General features: G+C 31.7%; 16 protein-coding genes. 4 read left to right on the forward strand and 12 right to left on the reverse strand.

The genetic code is table 11. The features are described 5' to 3' along the window. Positions 1-283: 283 nt before the first annotated feature. Together B3086_RS09385 and B3086_RS09390 are read left to right on the forward strand one after the other, a co-directional pair. Complete coding sequence (locus B3086_RS09385) at positions 284-487, forward strand: small, acid-soluble spore protein, alpha/beta type (RefSeq protein WP_150845036.1); 204 nt, start codon at positions 284-286, stop codon at positions 485-487. A 128-nt stretch (positions 488-615) separates the two neighbouring features. Further along, complete coding sequence (locus B3086_RS09390) at positions 616-807, forward strand: alpha/beta-type small acid-soluble spore protein (protein WP_035129176.1); 192 nt, start codon at positions 616-618, stop codon at positions 805-807. A 150-nt stretch (positions 808-957) separates the two neighbouring features. Here the strand turns inward: B3086_RS09390 and recJ are convergent, their stop codons facing one another. The 11 genes from recJ to B3086_RS09445 all read right to left on the reverse strand — a co-directional run bounded on the left by recJ (position 958) and on the right by B3086_RS09445 (position 17,994). Continuing rightward, a complete protein-coding gene (gene recJ, locus B3086_RS09395; protein ID WP_346878708.1) occupies positions 958-2,733 on the reverse strand; it encodes a single-stranded-DNA-specific exonuclease RecJ in 1,776 nt (591 codons plus the stop codon). 15 nt (positions 2,734-2,748) lie between these two features. Further along, positions 2,749-4,068, reverse strand: a complete 1,320-nt coding sequence (locus B3086_RS09400; protein ID WP_346878707.1) for a pitrilysin family protein — start codon at positions 4,066-4,068, stop codon at positions 2,749-2,751. Between the two features lie 21 nt (positions 4,069-4,089). Next, complete coding sequence (locus tag B3086_RS09405; RefSeq protein WP_346893246.1) at positions 4,090-7,005, reverse strand: DNA topoisomerase IV subunit A; 2,916 nt, start codon at positions 7,003-7,005, stop codon at positions 4,090-4,092. An 11-nt stretch (positions 7,006-7,016) separates the two neighbouring features. Continuing rightward, a complete protein-coding gene (locus B3086_RS09410) occupies positions 7,017-8,972 on the reverse strand; it encodes a DNA topoisomerase IV subunit B (RefSeq protein ID WP_346893248.1) in 1,956 nt (651 codons plus the stop codon). 399 nt (positions 8,973-9,371) lie between these two features. Then, positions 9,372-10,406, reverse strand: a complete 1,035-nt coding sequence (mnmH, locus tag B3086_RS09415; RefSeq protein ID WP_346893250.1) for a tRNA 2-selenouridine(34) synthase MnmH — start codon at positions 10,404-10,406, stop codon at positions 9,372-9,374. 181 nt (positions 10,407-10,587) lie between these two features. Further along, the gene (locus tag B3086_RS09420) at positions 10,588-11,529 is read right to left on the reverse strand and encodes an alpha/beta hydrolase (protein WP_346891524.1); all 942 of its coding nucleotides are present in this window, start codon (positions 11,527-11,529) and stop codon (positions 10,588-10,590) included. A gap of 148 nt (positions 11,530-11,677) precedes the next feature. After that, on the reverse strand, positions 11,678-13,078 hold the full coding sequence (locus tag B3086_RS09425; protein ID WP_346893252.1) for an MATE family efflux transporter: 1,401 nt from the start codon (positions 13,076-13,078) through the stop codon (positions 11,678-11,680). A 204-nt stretch (positions 13,079-13,282) separates the two neighbouring features. Further along, entirely contained in the window at positions 13,283-14,557 is a 1,275-nt protein-coding gene (locus B3086_RS09430) for a serine dehydratase subunit alpha family protein (RefSeq protein ID WP_346847838.1), read from the reverse strand. A 185-nt stretch (positions 14,558-14,742) separates the two neighbouring features. Beyond that, positions 14,743-15,612 (reverse strand): radical SAM protein, encoded by an 870-nt coding sequence (locus B3086_RS09435; RefSeq protein ID WP_346893254.1) that lies wholly within the window; start codon positions 15,610-15,612, stop codon positions 14,743-14,745. Between the two features lie 199 nt (positions 15,613-15,811). Further along, a complete protein-coding gene (locus B3086_RS09440; protein ID WP_346893364.1) occupies positions 15,812-16,609 on the reverse strand; it encodes a hypothetical protein in 798 nt (265 codons plus the stop codon). A 209-nt stretch (positions 16,610-16,818) separates the two neighbouring features. Beyond that, positions 16,819-17,994 carry an FprA family A-type flavoprotein gene (locus B3086_RS09445; protein WP_346847835.1) on the reverse strand — a complete coding sequence of 392 codons (1,176 nt, stop codon included), beginning with the start codon at positions 17,992-17,994 and terminating at the stop codon, positions 16,819-16,821. A 459-nt stretch (positions 17,995-18,453) separates the two neighbouring features. On the opposite strand from B3086_RS09445, the gene B3086_RS09450 reads away from it, so the two are divergent. Further along, entirely contained in the window at positions 18,454-19,032 is a 579-nt protein-coding gene (locus B3086_RS09450) for a sigma-70 family RNA polymerase sigma factor (RefSeq protein ID WP_346877336.1), read from the forward strand. A 207-nt stretch (positions 19,033-19,239) separates the two neighbouring features. On the opposite strand, the gene B3086_RS09455 is transcribed toward B3086_RS09450, so the two are convergent. Beyond that, positions 19,240-20,055 carry an SGNH/GDSL hydrolase family protein gene (locus B3086_RS09455; RefSeq protein ID WP_346893256.1) on the reverse strand — a complete coding sequence of 272 codons (816 nt, stop codon included), beginning with the start codon at positions 20,053-20,055 and terminating at the stop codon, positions 19,240-19,242. 362 nt (positions 20,056-20,417) lie between these two features. Here B3086_RS09455 and B3086_RS09460 point away from each other — a divergent pair, with 362 nt between their 5' ends. Beyond that, a complete protein-coding gene (locus B3086_RS09460) occupies positions 20,418-22,442 on the forward strand; it encodes a methyl-accepting chemotaxis protein (RefSeq protein ID WP_346893258.1) in 2,025 nt (674 codons plus the stop codon).

A 22,442-nucleotide genomic window follows, 5' to 3' on the forward strand; every position in this document is an offset into this window, starting at 1 on the left:
TAAAGCTAAAAATAATGTTATTACTATATGGATTTTATAGATTTTATAGATTTTTATTATAATATGTTTTTTATTATATTAGATATATTATTCTCCTTATTAAGTTATGCCACATATGAAGACAAATGTAAATATAAAATATGAATTTTATATTAAAAACTATTGAATATATACATAAAAAGGTAATTGCTCATAATCTTTCATATGTTTCCACCCATTCTCTTAAATAATCTTCTTATATCCGGGTACAATACTATTATCAAAACAAAGGAGGTGAAAATACATGTCAAACAATAATAATAATTCTAATCAACCAGCAGTACCTCAAGCTAAAGCAGGTTTAAACAAATTTAAAATGGAGGCTGCTCAAGAAGTAGGAGTTAATCTTAAAGAAGGATATAACGGAGACCTAACTTCTAGAGAAGCTGGATCAGTTGGTGGTCAAATGGTTAAAAAAATGGTTGAAGCTTACGAAAAAAATCTTTAATCAAATATTTGTAAGTAGCGTGTGGTAAGTTTATTATTTAAGAAGTTAGCAAAGTTTGTTTAAATAATAAGAGGTTCACATTAATATGTTTGTTGACTTCTACTAATTTATTGGAGGAGGAATATAAAATGACAAGCAAAAGTAGATTATTAGTACCAGAAGCTAAAGCAGGTTTAGACAGATTTAAGATGGAAGCAGCTCAAGAAGTTGGAGTTAACCTAAAAGAAGGATATAATGGTGATTTAACTTCTAGAGAAGCTGGATCAATCGGCGGACAAATGGTTAAAAAAATGGTTGAAGCTTACGAAAGAAATTTATAGGATATATTAATATCTGAATAAATTATTTAATAGTAAGTAAACCCTAAATAGGAGATGCACCTTATAGGTGCATCTCTTTATTAATGGGATTTTAACTTTTAATTGACTTTCTTATATAAAACTTTTAATTACCTTTTACATCTTATACTTTTAGTTGCATTTTATATCTTTAAGTTTTAATTGCACACTTCTTCTTCCCATATATTCATTTATATCTGGCTGAAATAATATATTTAGAAATAGACCCTTCGGTCTTATATACCCACTTCCAATATCTCCATATTCATCTCCATAGACATCTTTTAAAATCTCAATAACTTCATCTCTTTTATTGAAATATAAACCATCTATCAGATTATTGGTACTTTCCACATTAAATCTAAATTTAACATGCTGATATTCACTTCCTAAAAATCTTATATCTGCCACTAAAACTCTATTAGCCTTTAGAATTGGCGTTGGATTTCCCTTTCCAAAGGGCTCTAATAACTTGAATTCTTCTACAACCTGTTCTGTTATATAATTTAACTTTATGGGAGAATCTACTCTCATTTTAGAAGCAAGATCTTCCTCACTTAAATAGCAGTTTTCATTTAATAATTGTCTAAACTTTGAAATATTTTTTTCTTCTATGGAAAGTCCTGCTGCCATTGGATGTCCACCAAACTTGCTTAGTAAATCCTTACATTTTAGCATTTCTTCAAACATATTATATTCTTCAATGGATCTACCTGAACCCTTTGGCATATCTTTTCCCTGGGTTAAAATAAAGGTTGGCTTACCATACCTTTCCTTAACTCTGCCTGCTACAATTCCTGCAATACTCTCATGGATATGCTGGTTATATACTACAAGTACTCTATCATTTATCAAAGAAGACCCTTCTATGTCAGCACAAACTTGTTCCACACTTTCTGTGGTAAGGTCTTGCCTTTCCTTATTAAGATTAAAAACCTTTGTAGCAATATCCATAGCCTGACCCATATCTTTACAAAGTAGTAGATCTAAGGATAGCTCAGCAGTTTCTAGCCTTCCTGTAGCATTGATACAAGGACCAATGTTAAAGCCAACATTATAACAAGTTACCTCATCCTTTATATCAATTATATGTTTTAAAGCTTTTATTCCTAAATTTCTTGTATTAGAAAGTATCTTTAGCCCTTCCTTTGCAATGATTCTATTTTCATCCATTAAATCTACCACATCGCATATAGTGCCAATGGCAGCTAATTCTAGAAGATCATCAGTATTTTTATCCTTCATATTCATAGCTCCATATAAAGCTAAAGAAAACTTATAAGCCACACCGGCTCCACATAAAAGTTTAAAGGGATAATTACAATCCTCCTGCTTAGGGTTTATTAAGGCATCACTACTTGGAATTACCATCTTTCTTTCTCCATCTATCTCCTCAAAGGGAAGTTCATGATGATCTGTGATAATAACCTTTAATCCAAGTTCCTTAGCTCTTTTTACCTCTTCTATAGCAGAAATCCCATTATCGCAACTTATTATAAGATTAAAGCCTTCCTCTGCTATGGTCTCTATTCTAGAAATACTCATACCATAGCCTTCATTTTCCCTATGTGGTATATGATAAGCTACTATTCCACCACAGCTTTTTATAGCCTTATAAAGAATGGCAGTACTAGTAACTCCGTCTGCATCATAATCTCCGTAGACCATAATTTTTTCCTTATTATTTATAGCCTCCACCATAATTTCTATGGCCTTATCCATATCCTTCATAAGATAAGGGTTATATAGCTTATTCAAAGAAGAATTTAAAAATTCATCTGCCTTTTCCTTAGTATCTATTCCTCTATTCATAAGCACCCTAAGCGTAATAGGAGTAACCTTTATATCCTTAAGTAGCTCCTTTAAAACCTCCATAGAGCACTGACTATCTTTCCAAACAGTATTCACCAAATCACCTTACCTTTAATTCCTTATGATTCCTATTGTTTCCTTAATAAATACCTTATCTATTACACTAAGGATTTCTTCTTCTGTGCAATTACTTAGGTTATAAAACTCATTTAAAAGTAATTCTCCACCACTGTGCATTATTTCATAGACAGCTAGGTGCATAGATAAAACTATGGATTTCTCTAGAGCTAACATTCTCTTTAAATTTTGACTCTTTATATATTTTTTAAAGAAATCTTCAGTAAATATGCCCTTTAAAGCTTTTACTTTATCAATGTTTTCTTTAATTATCTCTTTAACCAAATCAATATTTTCCTTAGATGTAGATAAAGTTATGGTATATAGTTTTATGCCCTTTTCTCCCTTAACCTTTCCTTGAATATCATATACTAAACCTCTCTTAGTTCTGATTTCATCATAGAGCAAGGAGCTAGTGCCCCCTGCAAAATATTCATTAAATAATTGAAGTAAGGTAACTTCCCTTTCACTTAGGTTATGAATGGGAAATATATATTGAACCTTGCATCCATTAATTGAGAGATTCTCTTCAATATACACTCCAGCCTTGGGATTCTCGTAAAGGGAAAAAGTCTTTTCTTCTTGACTTTCCCTTGATGAAACTCTTTCAGAGCTCCTTTGGGTGAAGGATGATTTTACCCCTTCCAGGACTTCTATTTCACAGGTGTTATGCGTTAATAAAGGTTTTGTCTTATTCAAGGATGCTATTTCACCTTCAATAATTTCAATAACCTCACTTAGGTCTAAAGAAGTTACTACAGAAACTACACAGTTATCTAGGGTGTAAAACTTCTCATGGTACTCCCTTATCTCTTCTAAGGTTAGAGCCTTTATAGTTTCTTCTCTGCCTATGATTAACTCCTTTATTCTTCTTTTTTCAAAGGTTTCATAGAATAAAAAATCTTCACAGTGCTGAACTACATCATCACTCCACTCCTTAAGTTCCTCTATGATAACTGCCATTTCTTCCTTAAAACCTTCTTCTCTAAAGGCTGGATTAAATACTATATCAAAATATATATTAAAGGCATTTTTAAAATCTTCCTTTAAGGAGCTTCCATAATAAACTACATAGGGATAATTAGTCATAGCATTATGAAATCCTAGGTACTCATTGCATATCTCATTGATTTCCTTCTCGCTTTTACTATGGGTACCCTTAAATACCATGTGTTCTACAACATGGGCAATGCCCAGATTATTAGAATGTTCACTATTAGCTCCTGCTTCTAACCCTATGGTAAAAGAAGTTATATTTCCTGGAACTCTTTCATAAAGCAACCTAACTCCATGTTTTAAAAATATCTTATCCATGCTACCCCCACTTTACTTCTATTACTTAATTAGCTCTACCTTTTCTATAAAGTCATCATCCATAAATACAATGACATTTTTACCTCTACCAGCTCTATTTTGAATTGGTAAGGCTCCTAAATCCACTATGTTCTCTTGACCATTTTGGGTAGTTATTTTCAGGTTTTCTTCAAATAAATCTACGCATAATTCATTATTTTTATTTGAAATAGCACCGCTTCTTGCTTTTGCAAAGATAACTTTATCATCATCCTTTAAGCTAATTCCCATAACTCCAGTAGCATTTTTCCCCATGACATTTATAGCTTCTAAATCAAATTTAAGGCACATACCCTTTCTTGTGAAGAGTAACCCTTCTCCTTTGTCAGCTTCAACTTCTACTTTAATTAGCTTATCCTCCGGAGTCTTAAATTTATATGCTGAGATATTAGTAAACTCACCAGTGAATTCTTCTATACTAGTTTTCTTTACTACACCTTTTTCAGTAAAGAAGTAGAAATTTTCTTTAGAGCTTCCTTCATTATCCACAGATATTATTGCAATCACTGGATCCTTAGAATTATAACCTTCAAATAGCTTTTCCAGTTCAATACCCTTTTTATCTATGTTTTGTATCATTAAGGCTGACATTTTAAATAACTCTCCACCAGCTGTAAATAGGAATAACTCACCGTTAGAGTTTGATGTAGTTATAACCGGTTCTCCGCTTCTTCTACTGGAAGTTCTTAAGATCCCCTTTTTATTAACAGTTATATAGAACTCTTTATAATTAAATTCATCTACATAACTACACTGAGTTATACTATCTCCATGGGTTAAATTAACTATAGGTTTTCCAACTATACCTCTATCCACTGGCTCAACCTTAGGCTCCTGTGCAATGAAGTTTAATCCCTTAGCAGTAGTTATTTCAATAAATCTTTCTTCTCTATCTTTATCCACTAATTCAGCACTTATCAATTCTTCATCCTTTTTAAGCTTAATACCTTGAAGTCTTGAATTATTAGTAATAAACTTGCTAAGTTCAGTTTTCTTGATAAGACCTCTAGAGGTCATAAGAAGCACATCCCTAGTAATAGAGAAATCCTGTACTACAAAGGCATTTACTATGTGTTCCTTATCTAAATCTAGAGTTCTAATAAATCCTTGAATTCTCTCACCCTTGTCTCTCCACTTAAACTCAATTAAATTTGCAACCTTACATTGATACATATTTCCCTGATTTGTAAAGATACATAGGGTATCTCTGGTATTACATTCAAAGAAGAATCTATTAAAGTCTCCTTCTCTATATTCTATATCCTCAGTATTTTGTGTTGTTCTAATAAAGGATTTTAAAGCAGTTCTCTTAACATATCCATCCTTAGACATGGTTACTACCACATCTTCCTCTACTATAAGTTCTTCTAATTGAATATTAGCATCACTATCATCTTCTAAAATAGTAGTTCTCCTTGGGTCATCATATTTTTCCTTAACCTCTAGAAGCTCCTTTTTAATAACTTTAATAAGCTCCTTTTCACTACTTAATACCTTCTTAAGTCCCCTAATCTTAGTCTCTAATTCCTTATGTTCCTTTTGGAATATCTTAATTTCAAGACCTGTAAGTCTATAAAGCATCAACTCTAAAATAGCTTCTGCTTGAGGGTTAGTAAAGCCAAATTTGCTTATTAAATTTTCTCCTGCATCCTTTTTAGATTTAGATGCCCTAATAGTTTTAATTATTTCATCCATGATTCCAATAGCTTTAATAAAGCCTTCTACAATATGGAATCTCTTTTCTGCTATTTCTAGCTCTCTTTTTGTTCTTCTTGTAATAACTTCCTTTTGATGTTCTATATAGTATTTAATTATAGTCCTAAGTCCCATGGTCCTAGGCTTTCCACCAGCTAAAGCCACCATGTTAAAGGATATATTACATTGAAGCTCCGTTCTCTTAAATAGATATTTAAGGACTCTATCCGCCGTTTCCTCTGTAGTGTTTTTCTTAAATTCTACAACGGCTCTAATACCATTTCTATCAGATTCATCTCTAATATCCGCAATGGCTTCCACTGCTTTGCTATGCTTTTTATCTCCTGTTAAATCAGATATTGCTTGAAGAAGCTTAGCCTTATTTTTTCTATAAGGAAACTCTGAAATAACAAGACCAAGTCTACCATTATCCAAGGTTTCAAAATGAGTTTTAGCTCTTAAAACCACTTTTCCTTCCCCAGTTTCATAGGCAGCCACTAAAGAATCCTTTCCCATTAATATTCCACCAGTAGGTAAATCCGGTCCCTTTATGTATTCCATAAGTTCTCTAGTGGTTATTTCCTCATTATCTGCATAGGCAATGGCTCCATCAATAACCTCTCCTAAGTTATGGGGTGGAATATTGGTAGCCAATCCTACAGCAATACCAAAGGCTCCATTAACAAGAAGGTTTGGATATTTTGCAGGTAAAACTGTAGGTTCCTTTTCTGTATCAGAGTAGTTATCCATCATATCAACTACATCTTTATCAATATCTTTAAGCATTTCTAAGGCAATGCCAGATAGTCTAGCTTCTGTATAACGCATGGCAGCTGCACTATCTCCATCTATAGATCCCCAGTTTCCATGACCATCTATAAGGGGCTTTCTTGTAGTAAAATCCTGAGATAAAATTACCATGGCATCATAAACTGATGTATCTCCATGGGGATGGTACTTACCTAGAATATCTCCTACTATTCTGGCAGACTTATAATATGGCTTATCTGGGAATGCCTTAAGCATATAAGCTCCATATAAAATTCTTCTATGAACAGGCTTTAGTCCATCCCTTACGTCTGGAAGAGCTCTATCCTTTGATACTTCTACAGCATAGGGAAGATAGTTCTCTGGCATAGCCTCATCTATAGAAACATCTATAATATTATTATCTATTGGAATTGGTTCTTTTTTCTTTGCCATTATAACACCTCCTAAAATTCACCGTGATTGTACATATAGTTTCTTCTTGGCTCTACCACATCTCCCATGAACAAGGAAATCATCTTTTCAGCCTTAGCAGCATCCTCAATGGTAACCCTTTGAAGAGTTCTAGTAGCCGGATTTAATGTAGTATCCCAAAGTTGGTCTGCATTCATCTCTCCCAACCCTTTGTACCTTTGAATTAATGCACCCTTACCAATTTCCTTCTTAGCCTTATTTAGCTCTTCATCATTATAAACGTACTTACTAACCTCACCATTTTTAGTGATTTTATAAACCTTATAAAGAGGTGGTAATGCAATAAATAAATTTCCATTTTGAATAAGTTGTCTCATATATCTATAAACATAAGTCATCCAAAGGGTTCTGATATGATATCCATCCACATCGGCATCACTTAGTATAATTATCTTTCCATACTTTAATTCCTCTGGTTTAAAGTTTTCTAAAACTCCAGTTCCTATGGCAGTATTAAAGATTCTAAGTTCTTCACTTGCAAGAACATTTTCTAATTTTTGTTTTTCCGTATTCATAATCTTACCCTTAGAAGGCATTATGGTTTGGAATCGTCTATCCCTTGCTTGTTTTGCAGAACCTCCCGCAGAATCTCCCTCCACCACTATAAACTCAGTAAATTCTCTGTCTTTCAAAGTACAGACAGCTATTTTTCCTGCCAGTGGTGCAGTACCATTTCCTATCTTTTTCTTCTCTGCTTCATTTATTTTCTTAATTTTCTCTCTTCTAGCTGCAGCTGAAATAGCATTATTAATAATTACAGTAGCTAGTTCTTTATTATCCTCTATCCATTCACCTAGCTTAGTATAGGCAAGGTCATTCATTGCAGAATAGGCTTCAACATTTCCTAGCTTAGTTTTAGTTTGACCCTCAAAGACTGGATTTGTAATTCTTACCTTTACAATGGCAGTCATACCTTCTCTAATATCGTCCCCTTCAAAGTCCTTATCCTTTTCCTTTAAAAGATTTAACTTCTTACTACCTTCTTTAAAGGCTCTAGTCATACCAGTCTTAAATCCTGTTTCATGAGTACCAGCTTCTTTTGTGGGAATATTATTTACATAGCTAGCAATATGCTCTGCCGTAGAATCTGTAAACTGTATGCATATTTCTCCCGATACCATAAGTCCATTAATTTCTCTTTCTCCTTGGAAAATTATTGGCTCTTTGTGAAGGACGGTTTTACTTTCATTTAAATAATCTATAAAGTCTAAAAGGCCTCTCTCTGAATGATATACTTTTTCTACAACATCATCTTTCCTTGCATCTCTTAGAATTAAGGTAATCCCTTTATTTTGAAAGGATAGCTCCTTTAATCTTTCATCAATTATTTCAAACTTATAATCTATATTTCCGAAAACTTCACCATCTGCTAAAAAAGTTACTTTAGTACCAGTTTCATTAGACTTTCCTACAATCTTCAAAGGTGTAGCTGGGGTTCCCGGCATGTCCCTTTTAAGTTCTTTGTCATATCCATAGTGAAATTTTTGCAGATAAATATTTCCTTTTTGTTTAACTTCTACCTCTAACCACTTAGACAGAGCATTTACAACAGCAGCTCCAACTCCATGAAGTCCTCCTGAGGTCTTATAGTTATTATTATTGAATTTACCTCCTGTGTGAAGTTCTGTATAAACCATCTCCACCCCAGATTTATTTTTAACAGGATGTATTCCTGTAGGTATTCCTCTTCCATTATCTTCTATAGTAACGGTTTTATCCTTACTTAAAGTAACTATTATCCTGTCTCCAAATCCATTGGCAACTTCATCAATAGAGTTATCTAGTATTTCCCATATACAATGGTGCAGACCCTTAGTACCCGTTGAGCCAATGTACATTCCAGGCCTAACCCTTACTGGCTCTAATTTTTCAAGAGATGTGAGATCTGTAACTTCATAAGTACCTCTATTATTCTCCTTTTGCGCCATATTATCCCTCCTTAAAAGTTGAGTTACATTTGTTATTGTATAACTTTATTCCAAAGGAGTAAAGTTTTTTCTTGAAATTCCAAAACAAACGTTCTTATTTTTGCGGTATTTTTTTATTATTTTTCTAATTACTTGAATAAAATTCTATCCCTTTAATGAACCGCAAAGTTCCTTATTTAAAATATAGTAAATATTAAAATTTTACATGAAAAAGCCTATAATTACTGTTCTGCTATGTTTTCGTAAAATATATTACTAATCTTATATGGAATATATAGCATGTGCTTTAATATTATTGTTAGCGAATAATATTAGTACGTGCTTAAGGTTTATTTAGATTAGTTTATTTTACAAAAGTCTCATAAACATTAATTATAAGCTTTACTTAATATACATATTTTATTCTTCACATTTTAAATTATCTATAAAGCTTTTTAATTCTTCTACTCCTTCATCTATGGAGTTTATCATAAGCTTTTTGTCATATTCATACTTATCAGAGCTGTGAGTATATAGTGGGTCATAGTACCTTACCATAAGTTCCTTAACCACTTCTTCATACTGATCATTATTAACCATATCACAATATATTTCTATGTTTTTTTCACTGATGTGTTTCTTTAATCTTCTTAGTGCATCACAAATTTCTTCATTACAGCTATTATTTTTAGTGTATTCATCAATTATTATCTTACTTCTAAAATCTATTGGAGCATCTACAAATATGTGAAGTCCCCTTTTCATATCAGAATGTATATATTCCGGAATTAAAACCCTTCCTATCCTTCTACTTTCTGCTTCAATGAATACATATTTACCCTTAACAGCCTTTAATTCCTCATAGATATTAGATTCAAACTGCTTTTGGCTAGTACCATCTCCAAGGCCTACAGCACCTAATATGGAGCCTCTATGATTAGCACATCCTTCTAAATCCAATACATCATATCCATCAGCTCTAAGTTTTTTTAAAATCTCAGTTTTTCCAACTCCCGTATTACCATGAAGTACTATATAGGTAACTTTTTCATTAACCTTAGGCAACTCCTCATTTATGAAGGCTCTATAGCCTTTATAACCATCCTTTATTCTGCTAACTCTCATGCCAAGGGCACCTAAAAGATCTGTAATAGATGCACTTCTCATGCCACCTCTAGCACAAAATAATACTACATTTTTATGTTGTTTTTCAAGCTCATAAATTTTATCATATATATAAGGTAGTTTTTTAGATACTGTCTCTACCCCTAATCTCTTTGCTTCCTCAGTACTTTTTCTAGTATATATGGTTCCAATAATTGCTCTTTCTTCATCATTAAAAAGAGGAATACTTACTGCACCGTTAATAGTAGCCTCATTAAATTCTCCTGTACTTCTCACATCAACAAGGACATAGTCTCCAGTTAGATCTTTATATTCTATGGTTTTTGACATAATCATTCCTCCAAATTAAGTAACATCTTTCCATAAGAAGTCATTTGTTTTACAATGGCAAAACTTCCTATAATTTTCTCATAAACAACACTTGCAAACCATAGTAAATTCAAATAACTACAACTCTATCTATTCTATATTGTAATGATTAATATGTCAAACTAGAGATAATCCTACTAATCTAATTATCCCCTTTAACCCAGCTATTTAAACACGCCTTAATATCTTCTGTAACCATATCCCTATTTATTTCATTTAATATTTCATGTCTTCCACCTTCATATAGTTTATAACTTAAATTTTTAATACCTAAACTTTTAAAAGTATCAACTAGAGATAATATTCCCTTGCCATAGTTTCCTACTGGGTCCTTATCACCACTAAACATGGTTATAGATAAGTTCTTTGGTATGCTAGCAAGATTGTCCTTTTTATGTATTGCCTTCATTCCCTTTAAAAAATCATAGAAAAAGGATACCGGAAACACTCCTCCACAATAGGGGTCTAGAATATATTTTTCTACTTCCTCCTCGTCCCTACTTAACCAATCATATTTAGTTTTTTGATTTTCTACTAGCTTATTGTAATTTCCAAAGCCTAAATCATCCATTAACTTTCCACTAGATCTTCTACCCCTAAGATTCATTATAACCTTTGACAAAAATATTCCCATATTCATTGAAGTATTAGGTTTACCACCAGTTCCAGATAAAATTACACCCTTAACAGTGTCTCCATATATCTCCATATACCTTTGTGCTATGAAAGACCCCATACTGTGACTAAAAATATAAATATCTAGTGATGGGTTTTCTTCTTTTATAAAATTATTTATTTCACGTTGATCATGAACCATGTCATGGAATCCATCATTATCGCTAATATATCCTAAAGCACTTAGGCTTTCTGCAGATTTTCCATGGCCTCTATGGTCATCAGCATAAACTATAAAACCATCCTTAACCAATTCCTTTGCAAATCTATCATATCTGCTACCATATTCAGCCATACCATGAATAAGTTGTATAACTCCCTTAGGTTTAACACCTTCATCTAGCTCCCATTTGTATAAATAAATCTCTTTTCCATCTCGCATTTTTAACTTCATTTCTTTATATGTCATAATATACCCCACCCAAAATATTTTATTTAAATAATTTTCAAATAATTCCCTTATAATAAATTATATATAAATTTTTTTCGGCTGACAACAGTTCACTAAAAAAATCGGTATGATAATTGCTAAGCAACACATACCGATACACAAAGAATTATATAACTATTTCTACACTTTCCTTAGAAACTTGATTTACTATATTATTTATCCACTTATTACTTCTATATCTTCTAACTACAATAATACATTTTACAATTTCCTCTGCTGCAGTAACTGAAACCACCAAATATATTGGTAGATGTAATATAAAAGCTGCCACAAAAGATAATGGGATTCCGATGCCCCATAGAGTTATACCCTGTACAATAGCACCATATTTAGCATCACCGCCTCCTCTTAAGATTCCAACTACCAAAATTACTGTAAATACTCTAAGAGGCATTAGAGCAGAGTATACATATAGAATCCTTAAAGAATTTCTTAGCACTTCCTCAGAAACTTTAAACACAGTTAAAACTATTGGTGAAGTTATAGCTAAAACTACAGCTAATATAACTCCTGTAATCAAAGAAATTACACATAGTCTTCTAGCATAAAGTAATCCTCGCTTTTCTCTTCCAGCTCCAATTTCCTTACCTATAACTACCACCGCCACATTGGCAAGTCCAAAGGTTATAATCATAAATAGATTAAAGATGGTTGTACATATTTGTATAGATGCCGTAGCTTGAGTTCCTATTCTTCCATAAATTACTGCATAGGTTAGGTTCCCCAACCCCCAACAAGCTTCATTTAAAAGCACTGGTATCATAGTTACAAATACACTTTTAGTCAGCTCTCTTGTAATATTAAATAAATCTTTAGCTTTGGCAGCTAAAATATTCTTAGAAGTATAGGTATATAAAACTAAAAGTGCACATTCTGAACCTCTAGCTATTATGGTGGCAATAGCTGCCCCCCTAACTCCCATTGCTGGAAAACCTAATAAACCAAATATAAGGACAGTATTAAGAACTCCATTTACAACTAGCCCTAAAAAACTAGCTAACATTGGAAGTACAGTATTTTCTACACTCCTTAAAGCAGCTGCATAGTTAAAAGATATAGCTGTAAAGATATAACTAAAACAAACTATTTTTAAATAGCTAGCCCCTATCTTAATAACTTGAGGATCTATGTTGAAAATTGAAATTATTTTCTCTGGAAATAATACTCCTACTAAATTAAAAACAGTGGTTATAAGAACACTACTTATAATTCCAATACCTAAAACCTTCTGTATATTATTTTTATCTCTCTTCCCCCAAAGTTGAGCTATAAAAACTGCACATCCTGAACTTATTCCCATTATAAATAAGCTAAATATAAAATAAAATTGATTAGCAATACCTACTGCTGCTAACTCTACTTCTCCAACTCTTCCTATCATCAAAGTATCTAACATATTTACTGAGGATGCTATTAGGTTCTGCAATATAATTGGTAAAGCTAAAAATAATACCATCTTATAAAATTTCTTATCATAAAATAATTCTTTTAAAGTTTTCTTAGTCATAGATATTCTCCTTTCCGGCAAAAAAAAATACCACTTTGAAGGTTATCAAAGTGGTTTGCTTCAGCACTTGTATAATTTTAAAAATTACACTTCTATTTAGTTTTACAAAACTTAATTTCCTATAAAATTATAGATAATTTAAACCATACTGTCAACTATTACGAGTTAAAAATTTATCCCTTCCAAGTTAAAAATTCATCCCTTTTACTTACACATCATCAAATTAAGGATAACTCTGTCTGCATCAGCCATTCCAACTACCCCTAAATCTGCCATGTTCTTTATAGTTCTCTCCACATCCTCATGAACAATTCCATCATGAGATGAAACTTCTACCCCTTCCAATGCAAGGGCTGCACATAGCACTGATGTACCTACTGCTGTAGAAATTTTTAGAGCACATCCTGGCTTTGCTCCATCACAGACCATACCAGAAACGTCTGCCACCATATTTTTTATAGCTTTATTTATAGCACATAGTTCTCCTCCTAGCATATAAACAATGGCACAGCTAGCTCCAATTGAAGCTGCAACTCCACATCCACATAGAGCTGAAAGTCTTCCTATAAAGCTTTTTACATGAATAGTTATAAGATCACTAAGGGCTACGGCTCTAACTAAAGTATCATCACTAACTCCTAGTTTTTCTGCCGCTGCAATTACAGGTAAAGTAGCTGTTAATCCTTGGTTTCCACTACCTGCTGTACTCATTACTGGCAGTGTACATCCATCCATTCTAGCATCAACGCCTGCAGCAGTTAATCCCATGGCATAGGTTTGAAGTGAATCTGCAAACATTTTACTGTTCTTTCCATCTAATAAAATTTTTCCTGCTTTAAGTCCATATTCTTCTTTTCTTCCAGCCTCTGAAACTCTACGATTCATTTCTATACCTTCCATTAAGAACTCTATATCCTCATAGGGTACAGTTTTTATGAATTCATATATATCTTTAACAGATAACTGTTCCTCGTCTCCATTATCCTCTGTAGCTACAGTTTTAACCTCTTCGATTTCAAACAATATCTCTTCATTTCTAGTAATTAAAACTATATTGTTATGTTTATTTTTAATTATTACAGAAGAGCTATCATGGCCCTTATGTCCAATAACCTCTACATAAAGTTTTTCCGGCGCTTTAGTAAGGTCTATTGTAACCTTGCCCTCAGCTAAATATTCCTTTGATTTATCAATATCTGACTTAGTAACATCCTTTAAAACCTCTAATCCAGCCTCTGCATTACCACCAATAGCTCCAAGGGCTGCTGCAATATTTAAACCAACCATTCCTGTACCAGGTATTCCTACTCCCATACCATTTTTTAGAATATTACAGCTAACAAGAACCGTAACCCTATCTGGAACTCCTCCTAAAGCTTGACTACATTTCGCCGTTGCAAGGGCTAGAGCTATGGGCTCTGTACATCCTAAGGCTGGTATAACTTCTCTCTTAAGAATATTTATGTATGTATTTTTCATTATTAACATCCTTCCTTAATAGACTGTTTTTAAATTAAACAGCTCTTTAATTTAAATAGTACATTAATATTTAGGCTCTGTTGAAATTAGGTAATGGTTTACATTATGTGCTAACCTTCTCCATTAGGTTTTAAAGTTTTTTAACATCCTAATTATATCAAAGGGAGGGCTTTATTTCAATATTATTAAAGCCCTCTAAAATATTCTGGTTTAAAGTTATTTTGTCCTGCTAAAAAACCTTCTATATCTGAAAGTAATCTTTCCTTTTCTTTACCTAATACTGCAGCTAGTGGTGCATAGTTTGATGCATGATTGCTTCTAAATATGCAGTTTGTAAGATCTAGTTCTTTAACAAGGTGATAAACCTCCTCCATTACTTCCCTAGGATTTAAAAGCATAAGAGCTCCTCTTTTTATTTCTTCATATATAGGTGCATCTTCAGGAGTCATAAGAGTTAAAAGGCCTAGATAATCTGGATTTATGGCATTAATAACCTTTGCTGAGTTTAAAGCATGATTTTTCCAGTTTTCTAACCCACCTAAGCCACTTATTAGAGTGCAAGATAGTTTTATTCCACTATCCTTAATTTTTCTTCCAGCCTCAATAAGCTCCTTTGAGGTTGCTCCCTTATTCACTTTAAGCAGAACCTCATCATCTCCGCTTTCTATACCTAGATATACCATTGCCAAACCCTTACTTTTTAAAAGCTTTAGTTCTTCTGGAGTTTTAAGTAAAATGGACTTGGGACTAGCATATACAGTAATGCTTTTACATTCTGAAAATAATTCTTTAATTTTATCCAAAATTGTAATAAGTCTTTCTGTAGGTATGATAAGAGCATCACCATCAGCTATAAATATTTTTTCTATATGTCCATACCTCTCCCTAGCCCAAACTAAATCCTCAATTACTTCTTCTAAATCCCTCATTCTAAACTGCTTTGCCTTATACATATTACAAAAACTACATTTGTTGTGAGAACAACCAATGGTAGCTTGAACTATTAAACTTCTTCCTTCACTAGGTGGTCTATAAACTGCACCTTCATATCTCATAAATTTTCCTCCTTCATATATAGAAATCCTTATCCTAGGATATAGAAGCTCTTTCCTCACCTTTAAATAAGATGGGAATACTAGAGCTGGTAGTCATGGAATAAAAAAGGAATACATCAAAATTTAACTAACCTTAATAGTTAGCATTTAATTCTGATGGATCCCTTAATTTTTTAACAAAAAGTCATGGTATACACTACTAATCATTAATATGTTCATGATTTTTCAAGTGATTCATGCAATATTCCTTATGTCCACTACATTTTGAACAATATCTAAACTCCATATTAGGGTCATCTCTTTCAGTTATTCCACATACAGTACATCTATGACGTACATAATCTTTCATCTCTATGACTTTAAATTTTTCCTTATTCCTCTTAACTTTCTTCTTAGTTTTAAATAACTCTATAAAGTCTTTTCCAAAGAAAATAAAGTAGTTAGCTAAGGATGCAAGGATCATGAGTTTTATTCCAACTCCACCCATTATAAACTGCTGTGCCAAAAGCACTGCATTTAAAATTCCTAAATACTTAACTTTAACTGGTAAAATGAAAAATAGTAAAACTTCATGGTTAGGATATATGGATGCAAAGGCTAAAAATAAAGTTAAATTTATAAATACCCCTGTAGCAGGACTACCTCCAATTAAAGATACAATTATGGTAGCAATCATCCCTACTAAATAATATATATTAAATTTAAAGCTTCCCCAAGCCTGTTCTAACCCCATACCTATAATATAATAGAAATAAAGGGTAAAGAGTATCCAAAAGGCACTGGTTGCTGGTGGAATTAAAATAAAGGTAACTAACCTCCACACTTGACCTGCCATTACTGCCTGAGGTATTAACATTAGGTTTGCCTCTAACCCTGGATTTATAACCTCTAATAAAAATACAGCCAAATTAGCTGCTACAATGTATTTCATCAATCCACTAATGGCATACCTGCCATAATTTCTCTCTAATTTATTTAACCACTTCAATATAATCACTCCTATAAAAATGCAATGAAATTTATCAGCTTTCTTACATTTTACCATATTTTCTCTCTATAGCATATTCCATAATAAAATCTTTCATGTAAACATATTATTAAGTTTGAAATTAGTATTGGCTATGAAAAAAGGTATGGAATATAACATTTTTTATATTATATCTCATACCTTAATAATATACCATAATCTATTATTATATACTAAATTTATTTTAACATTCCAAGGAAGTTATCAGCAAATTCATCTGCTAGCTTAAGTTCTTCTTCACTTGGTACAAAGTTAAATTTAAAACCTGGATCAATTACATTAAATTTAAGGCTCTTTAATCTCTCTGAAAGCATAGGCACACTTTCTCCACTCCAACCATAAGATCCAAAAGCTCCAGCAATTTTACCTCTATTTACAATAGCACTAACATGAGCAAGTAAATTCCAAGCTGGCTCCACTGCATCTTGATTTATAGTAGGAGAACCTACTAATATACCACTTGACTTTTCTACAAGAGATACAAGTTTCTCTAAAGGAGTAGTTGTAATTTCATGAACTCCAGCCTTAATTCCTCTTTTTTCAATGGCATCCTTTAAATGATTTGCAACCTTTTCTGTATTTCCATAGGCAGAAACATAGAATATTTGGATGTTTTTTTCTTCAATAGCAGCTTCCTTAGCCCAAGTTTTATATAAATTTTTATAATACTCTCTATCATCAATATGAATTGGACCATGGCTAGGAGCAATAATTTCAGTTTCTATATTTTCAATCTTATCAAGGGCCGTATTAATAAATTTTTTGAAAGGTCCCATGATAACATCAAAATAATACTTCATTTCAGTTTCATAGTTTCCAGAACAACTATCAGTAATGCACCCACTTGGTGAATAGTGACATCCCATAAAATCACATGTAAATAATATCTTTTCATCTGCTAAGTAAGTAAATATACTGTCAGGCCAGTGAAGATTTGGTGCATTTACGAATCTTAATGTCTTCTTTCCTATAGATAGCTCTCCTGAAGCATCTATAGACTTAAATTCCATGTTTATAATTCCTCTAAGATATCTTACTGCAGCCTTTGATCCAACAACCTGAGCTTCTGGATATTCCTTTAATAGTTCCTTTAATGAACCACTATGATCAAGTTCTGTATGCTGAACTACAATATAATCTATTTTTTTATCACCAATAATAGATTTAATATTCTTTAAATATTGTTCAAAGTATCCATCCTTAACTGTGTCAACAATAGTGATTTTTTCATCTTCAATTAAATAGGAATTATATGTAGTTCCCATTTTTGTTTCCATTATTATGTCAAATACTCTAAGTTCAGGATTATTAACCCCAACCCAATGAACTGAATTAGTTAATTTTAAAGGTTCCATTTCATTACCTCCGCATTCATATTATCTTCCATACTTACATATTAACAAACAATTATTATCTATTGCAAGATATTCTGCATTATTTTAAAATTTTTTTATAATACAGAAAGAATATATTCAAACCATTTAAATCTCTTATCTTTTGATAATATATATTATTCTGTTTTAATTATCAACTAATACAGTATATCAATATCCTGTATATTTCTCCCTTATATATTTCCCTTATATATATTGTTCCTCTTTCACTATATATTATAAGAAAACATATAAATATAAAATTAAAATTTTAATCCAGATATTTTTATTCAAATATTTTGTTCAGATATTTTTTATCCAAATATTTCAATTGTATATTTACACAAACTAATGTTTGTGTTAAAATTTTTTATCAGTTATATTTCCACTTTTTCAAAAAAATGCATATATATTATTAAAGTATTTTAGGGGGTTATATCTATGGATTATTCCAATTTAAAGAATCTTATATTAAAAGCAAAAAATAAAGACCAAAGTGCAATGGAAGAATTGATTAATGAATACAAATACCTAATAATTAAAGAAGCTTCAAAGGTTCATGTCCGAGGCTATGAAATGGAAGACTTAATTCAAATGGGAAACATAACCTTAATGCGTTGCCTTGAAAAATACACTCCGGAAAAAGGCAATTTTACAGCTTATATATCCTATGCAATAAAAAATAACTTTAATTACCTAATAAGGCAAAGAGCAAAAGATAATGAAGTACAAACCATCGAAGCTCCAATTGAAACTAACCTTAGAATAGAGGATACTTTAATAGCTGATGCATCAACTGAAGATAGTTTTATAGAAAAAGAAATGTATAAACTTATAAAAAGAGAAGTGGACAACCTCCAAGATAACTTAAGAGATCTAATAACCTTCATATACATAAATTGTGAAGGCAACCTAAAAGATTATTCAAAATCCAGAAACCTTAACTATTCAACAGCAGCAAAAAGAAGAACCGTAGCTCTTAACAAGCTAAGGTCCTCACTTAATTCTTTATGTGTATAAATACTTTCAAAATAATAAGCAATTTAAATAATTCCTATTGAAAATTCTTATTCATGACAAGTTAATCATTTGAAACCAAAATTTAATGGTTTCTGCATTGATTAACTTTTGTCATTTCTAAGAATTTTCATCTATATCACAAAACTACAATATTATTATGCATATCTACTTTAGCATATCTACTATGTATATCCACTTTAGTATATCCTACTTAAATATCTCCTTTAAACCTTCGCTGATAGTCTTGGCTACTTTTTCATTTCCAGCTTCATTTAGATTCATATTATCTACAGTATAATCAGCTATGTTTTCTGCTTCTATGCCACTTTCATTAAATAAGTCTATTACTGGTATAGAATTTTTATTACATACTTCTTTAATTGCCATGGAGTAATCCTCTAGACCAAGATCAATATTGTTTTTATCAGGATAGCTTGGCTGTCCTTCAATATATCCATGCTTTAATGGAGTTAAAAATACAAGTTTTGCCTCAGGCTTAGCCTTTTGTGATGTATTTATAACCGCTTGCACATCTCCGTAAAAAGATTCAACTTCTCCCCCATCATCTTTAGTTCCTAGAGCTCTTCCTTTAGTGTAGTCATTAGTACCTACCATAATAATTATAATATCTATATCCTTGAGGGCTTCTACATTAATTAAGTTAAGCATACTACTCATAACTAAGCCATTATTAGAGTTATTTGTTACACTTTTTAAATTCAAAAGAGTTTTTACCTTTTCTTGATATGTACTTCCTTTTGAAACTCCATCTCCAAGAGAAAGTAGAGTTTTTCCTTCCAAAATGAACTTTTCTTCACTTCCTTTGGTTTCTCTCTTAACATTACCTTCTTTTTTCTCTTCTCCCAGTTTAGATGTTAGATTTATTGAGCTTTCATATAGTTTCTTACTTTCTAAAATCTTTTCTTTTTCCTTCTTAGATCTATTTATACCTAAAGCTAAAGTAGCAATTAACGCAACGGATAATACTATGCATAATATGGTTTGTATCCTATCTTTTCTCATATATTCCCCTCCTTACCAGTATATTATATCCTATATTTGTATGTTTTCAAAGTAATATTGAAATTTAGAACTCCTATCTTCAATTTCTATAGGTTTAAGCTTCATTAGTTAACAACTTAAGCCTAATTTTTTTGATTGTTTAAGTTAAAAAATTAGTATTATTTGTATAAAATATTTTAATTCTGTTGTTTTATAGGATAATTTGTTATAATATGAATTGGAATACAAACTACATATTTTGCAATATTTATTTTTAAAGTAACCTATTTACACTATGTTGCATCTAGCATATTATAAATATCTACTCTTAAGTAGTAGTATTAAAACCAAAATCTATAGATTAATTAAATGGAGGGATGAAAATGAAAAATCTAAAAAACTTTAAAAGGAAGTTTAAAATAAAAAGTATTAAAACAAAATTAGTTATCTACTTCTCTGTGCTAATTTTATTATCATCAATTTCATTAGAGATGATTTCTACGCAAAATATTAATATTGCTCTTACAAAAGAAGCAGAAAAATCTCTAGTTTCACTAGCAGCCGAAGGAGCACGAGTAACAGAGAGTAGAAGTGAGACTCAAGAACAGTGCTTAAAAACAATAGCTCTATTAGACAAAATTAAGAGCATGGATTGGACATTACAACAACCTATACTACAAAGACAAGTAGAAGGACTAAATTTTCTTGATATTGCTGTGGTTGATCCTGATGGTACTGCCCGTTATTCAAATGGATCAACTAACCAATTAGGTGATAGAGAATATGTAAAAAAGGCTTTAAATGGCGAAGTGAATGTATCCGACTTATTAATTAGTCGTGTAACCAATGAAATTGTTTTAATGTATGCAGCCCCTATTGAGAGAGAGGGTAAAGTTATAGGTGCTTTAATAGGGCGTAGAGACGGAAATGCTTTAAGTGAAATTATAGATGATATTGGATATGGTGATGAAGGATATAGCTATATTATTAATAGTAATGGAACAATAATTGCTCATCCAGACAGGGAAAAAGTATTAAATCAGTTTAATCCGTCTGAAGAAATGAAAAAAGATAAAAGTCTAACCTCAATGTCTACGCTACTTCAGAAAGCATTGAAAGATAAGAAAGGAGTTAGCACCTATTCCCTTGAAGGTAATGATTTATATGCTGGATTTGCTCCTATTGAAGGTACTGATTGGATATTTATTACTACTGCCAACAAGAGTGAGGTTTTATCTGCAATTCCTAGGCTACAAAGAACAATTATAATAGTTACTTCTATAATTTTATTTATTAGTATTGCTATTACATATTTAATTGGTAAGTCCATCACTAAACCTATTATAAAAACAATAAAACATTCAGAAAAAATAGCTAATTTAGATATTACAGAAGATATTTCTGAAGACTATCTTAAAAAAAATGATGAAATTGGAGCCTTAGCCCAAGCTCTACAAGGCATAATTAAAAATCTTAGGGATATTATTGACAAAGTCAGTGATTCTTCTGAACAAGTTACTGCTGCTTCAGAGGAGTTGATGGCTACTTCACAACAATCAGCCATAGCTGTAGACGAAGTATCAAAAACAGTAGAAGAAATAGCAATGGAAGCCTCTGAACAATCACTAATTACAGAAGAAGGTTCTTCAAAAGCTACTATATTAGGAGAAATTATTGAAAAAGATCAGAAAAATGTGAGAAATTTAAATACTGCTTCAATGAAGGTAGCAGAAGTGGTTAATGAGGGTTTAAATGACATTGATATCCTATCAAAAATAACAGAAGAAAGCAATGATGCAACAAAAGAGATATATGAAGTTATATTAAAAACTAATGATAGTTCTAATAAAATTGGACAAGCAAGTAATGTCATTGCCTCTATAGCAGAACAGACTAATTTATTAGCATTAAACGCAGCAATAGAAGCAGCAAGAGCCGGGGAAGCAGGTAGAGGTTTTACAGTGGTAGCAGATGAAATCAGAAAATTAGCCGAACAATCTTCGACTTCTACAAAAGAGATTGATGGAATGGTTAATGAATTGCAAAAAAATGCTAAAAATGCTGTAAATACAATGGAAAGGCTATCTAATATATCTAAAGAACAAGCTAGTAGTGTAATTAATACTAGAGATAAGTATATGTTAATTGCTGAATCAATGAAAGAATCTGGAAAAGTAGTTAAACAGTTAAATGTTTCAGGAGAAAATATGGAAAAAACAAAATATGAAATACTAGATATTTTAGAAAAGCTTTCATCCCTTGCTGAAGAAAGTGCGGCTGCAACTGAAGAAGCAACAGCATCCATGGAAGAACAAGTTGCCTCTATAGAAGAAATTGCAAATTCTAGTGAAAACCTATCAAATTTAGCACAAAACTTACAAACAATTATTATGAAATTTAAAGTTTAA

Origin of the sequence: Clostridium sp. UBA871, from assembly GCF_002295255.1 — a bacterium.
Lineage (GTDB): Bacteria > Bacillota > Clostridia > Clostridiales > Clostridiaceae > Clostridium_J > Clostridium_J sulfidigenes.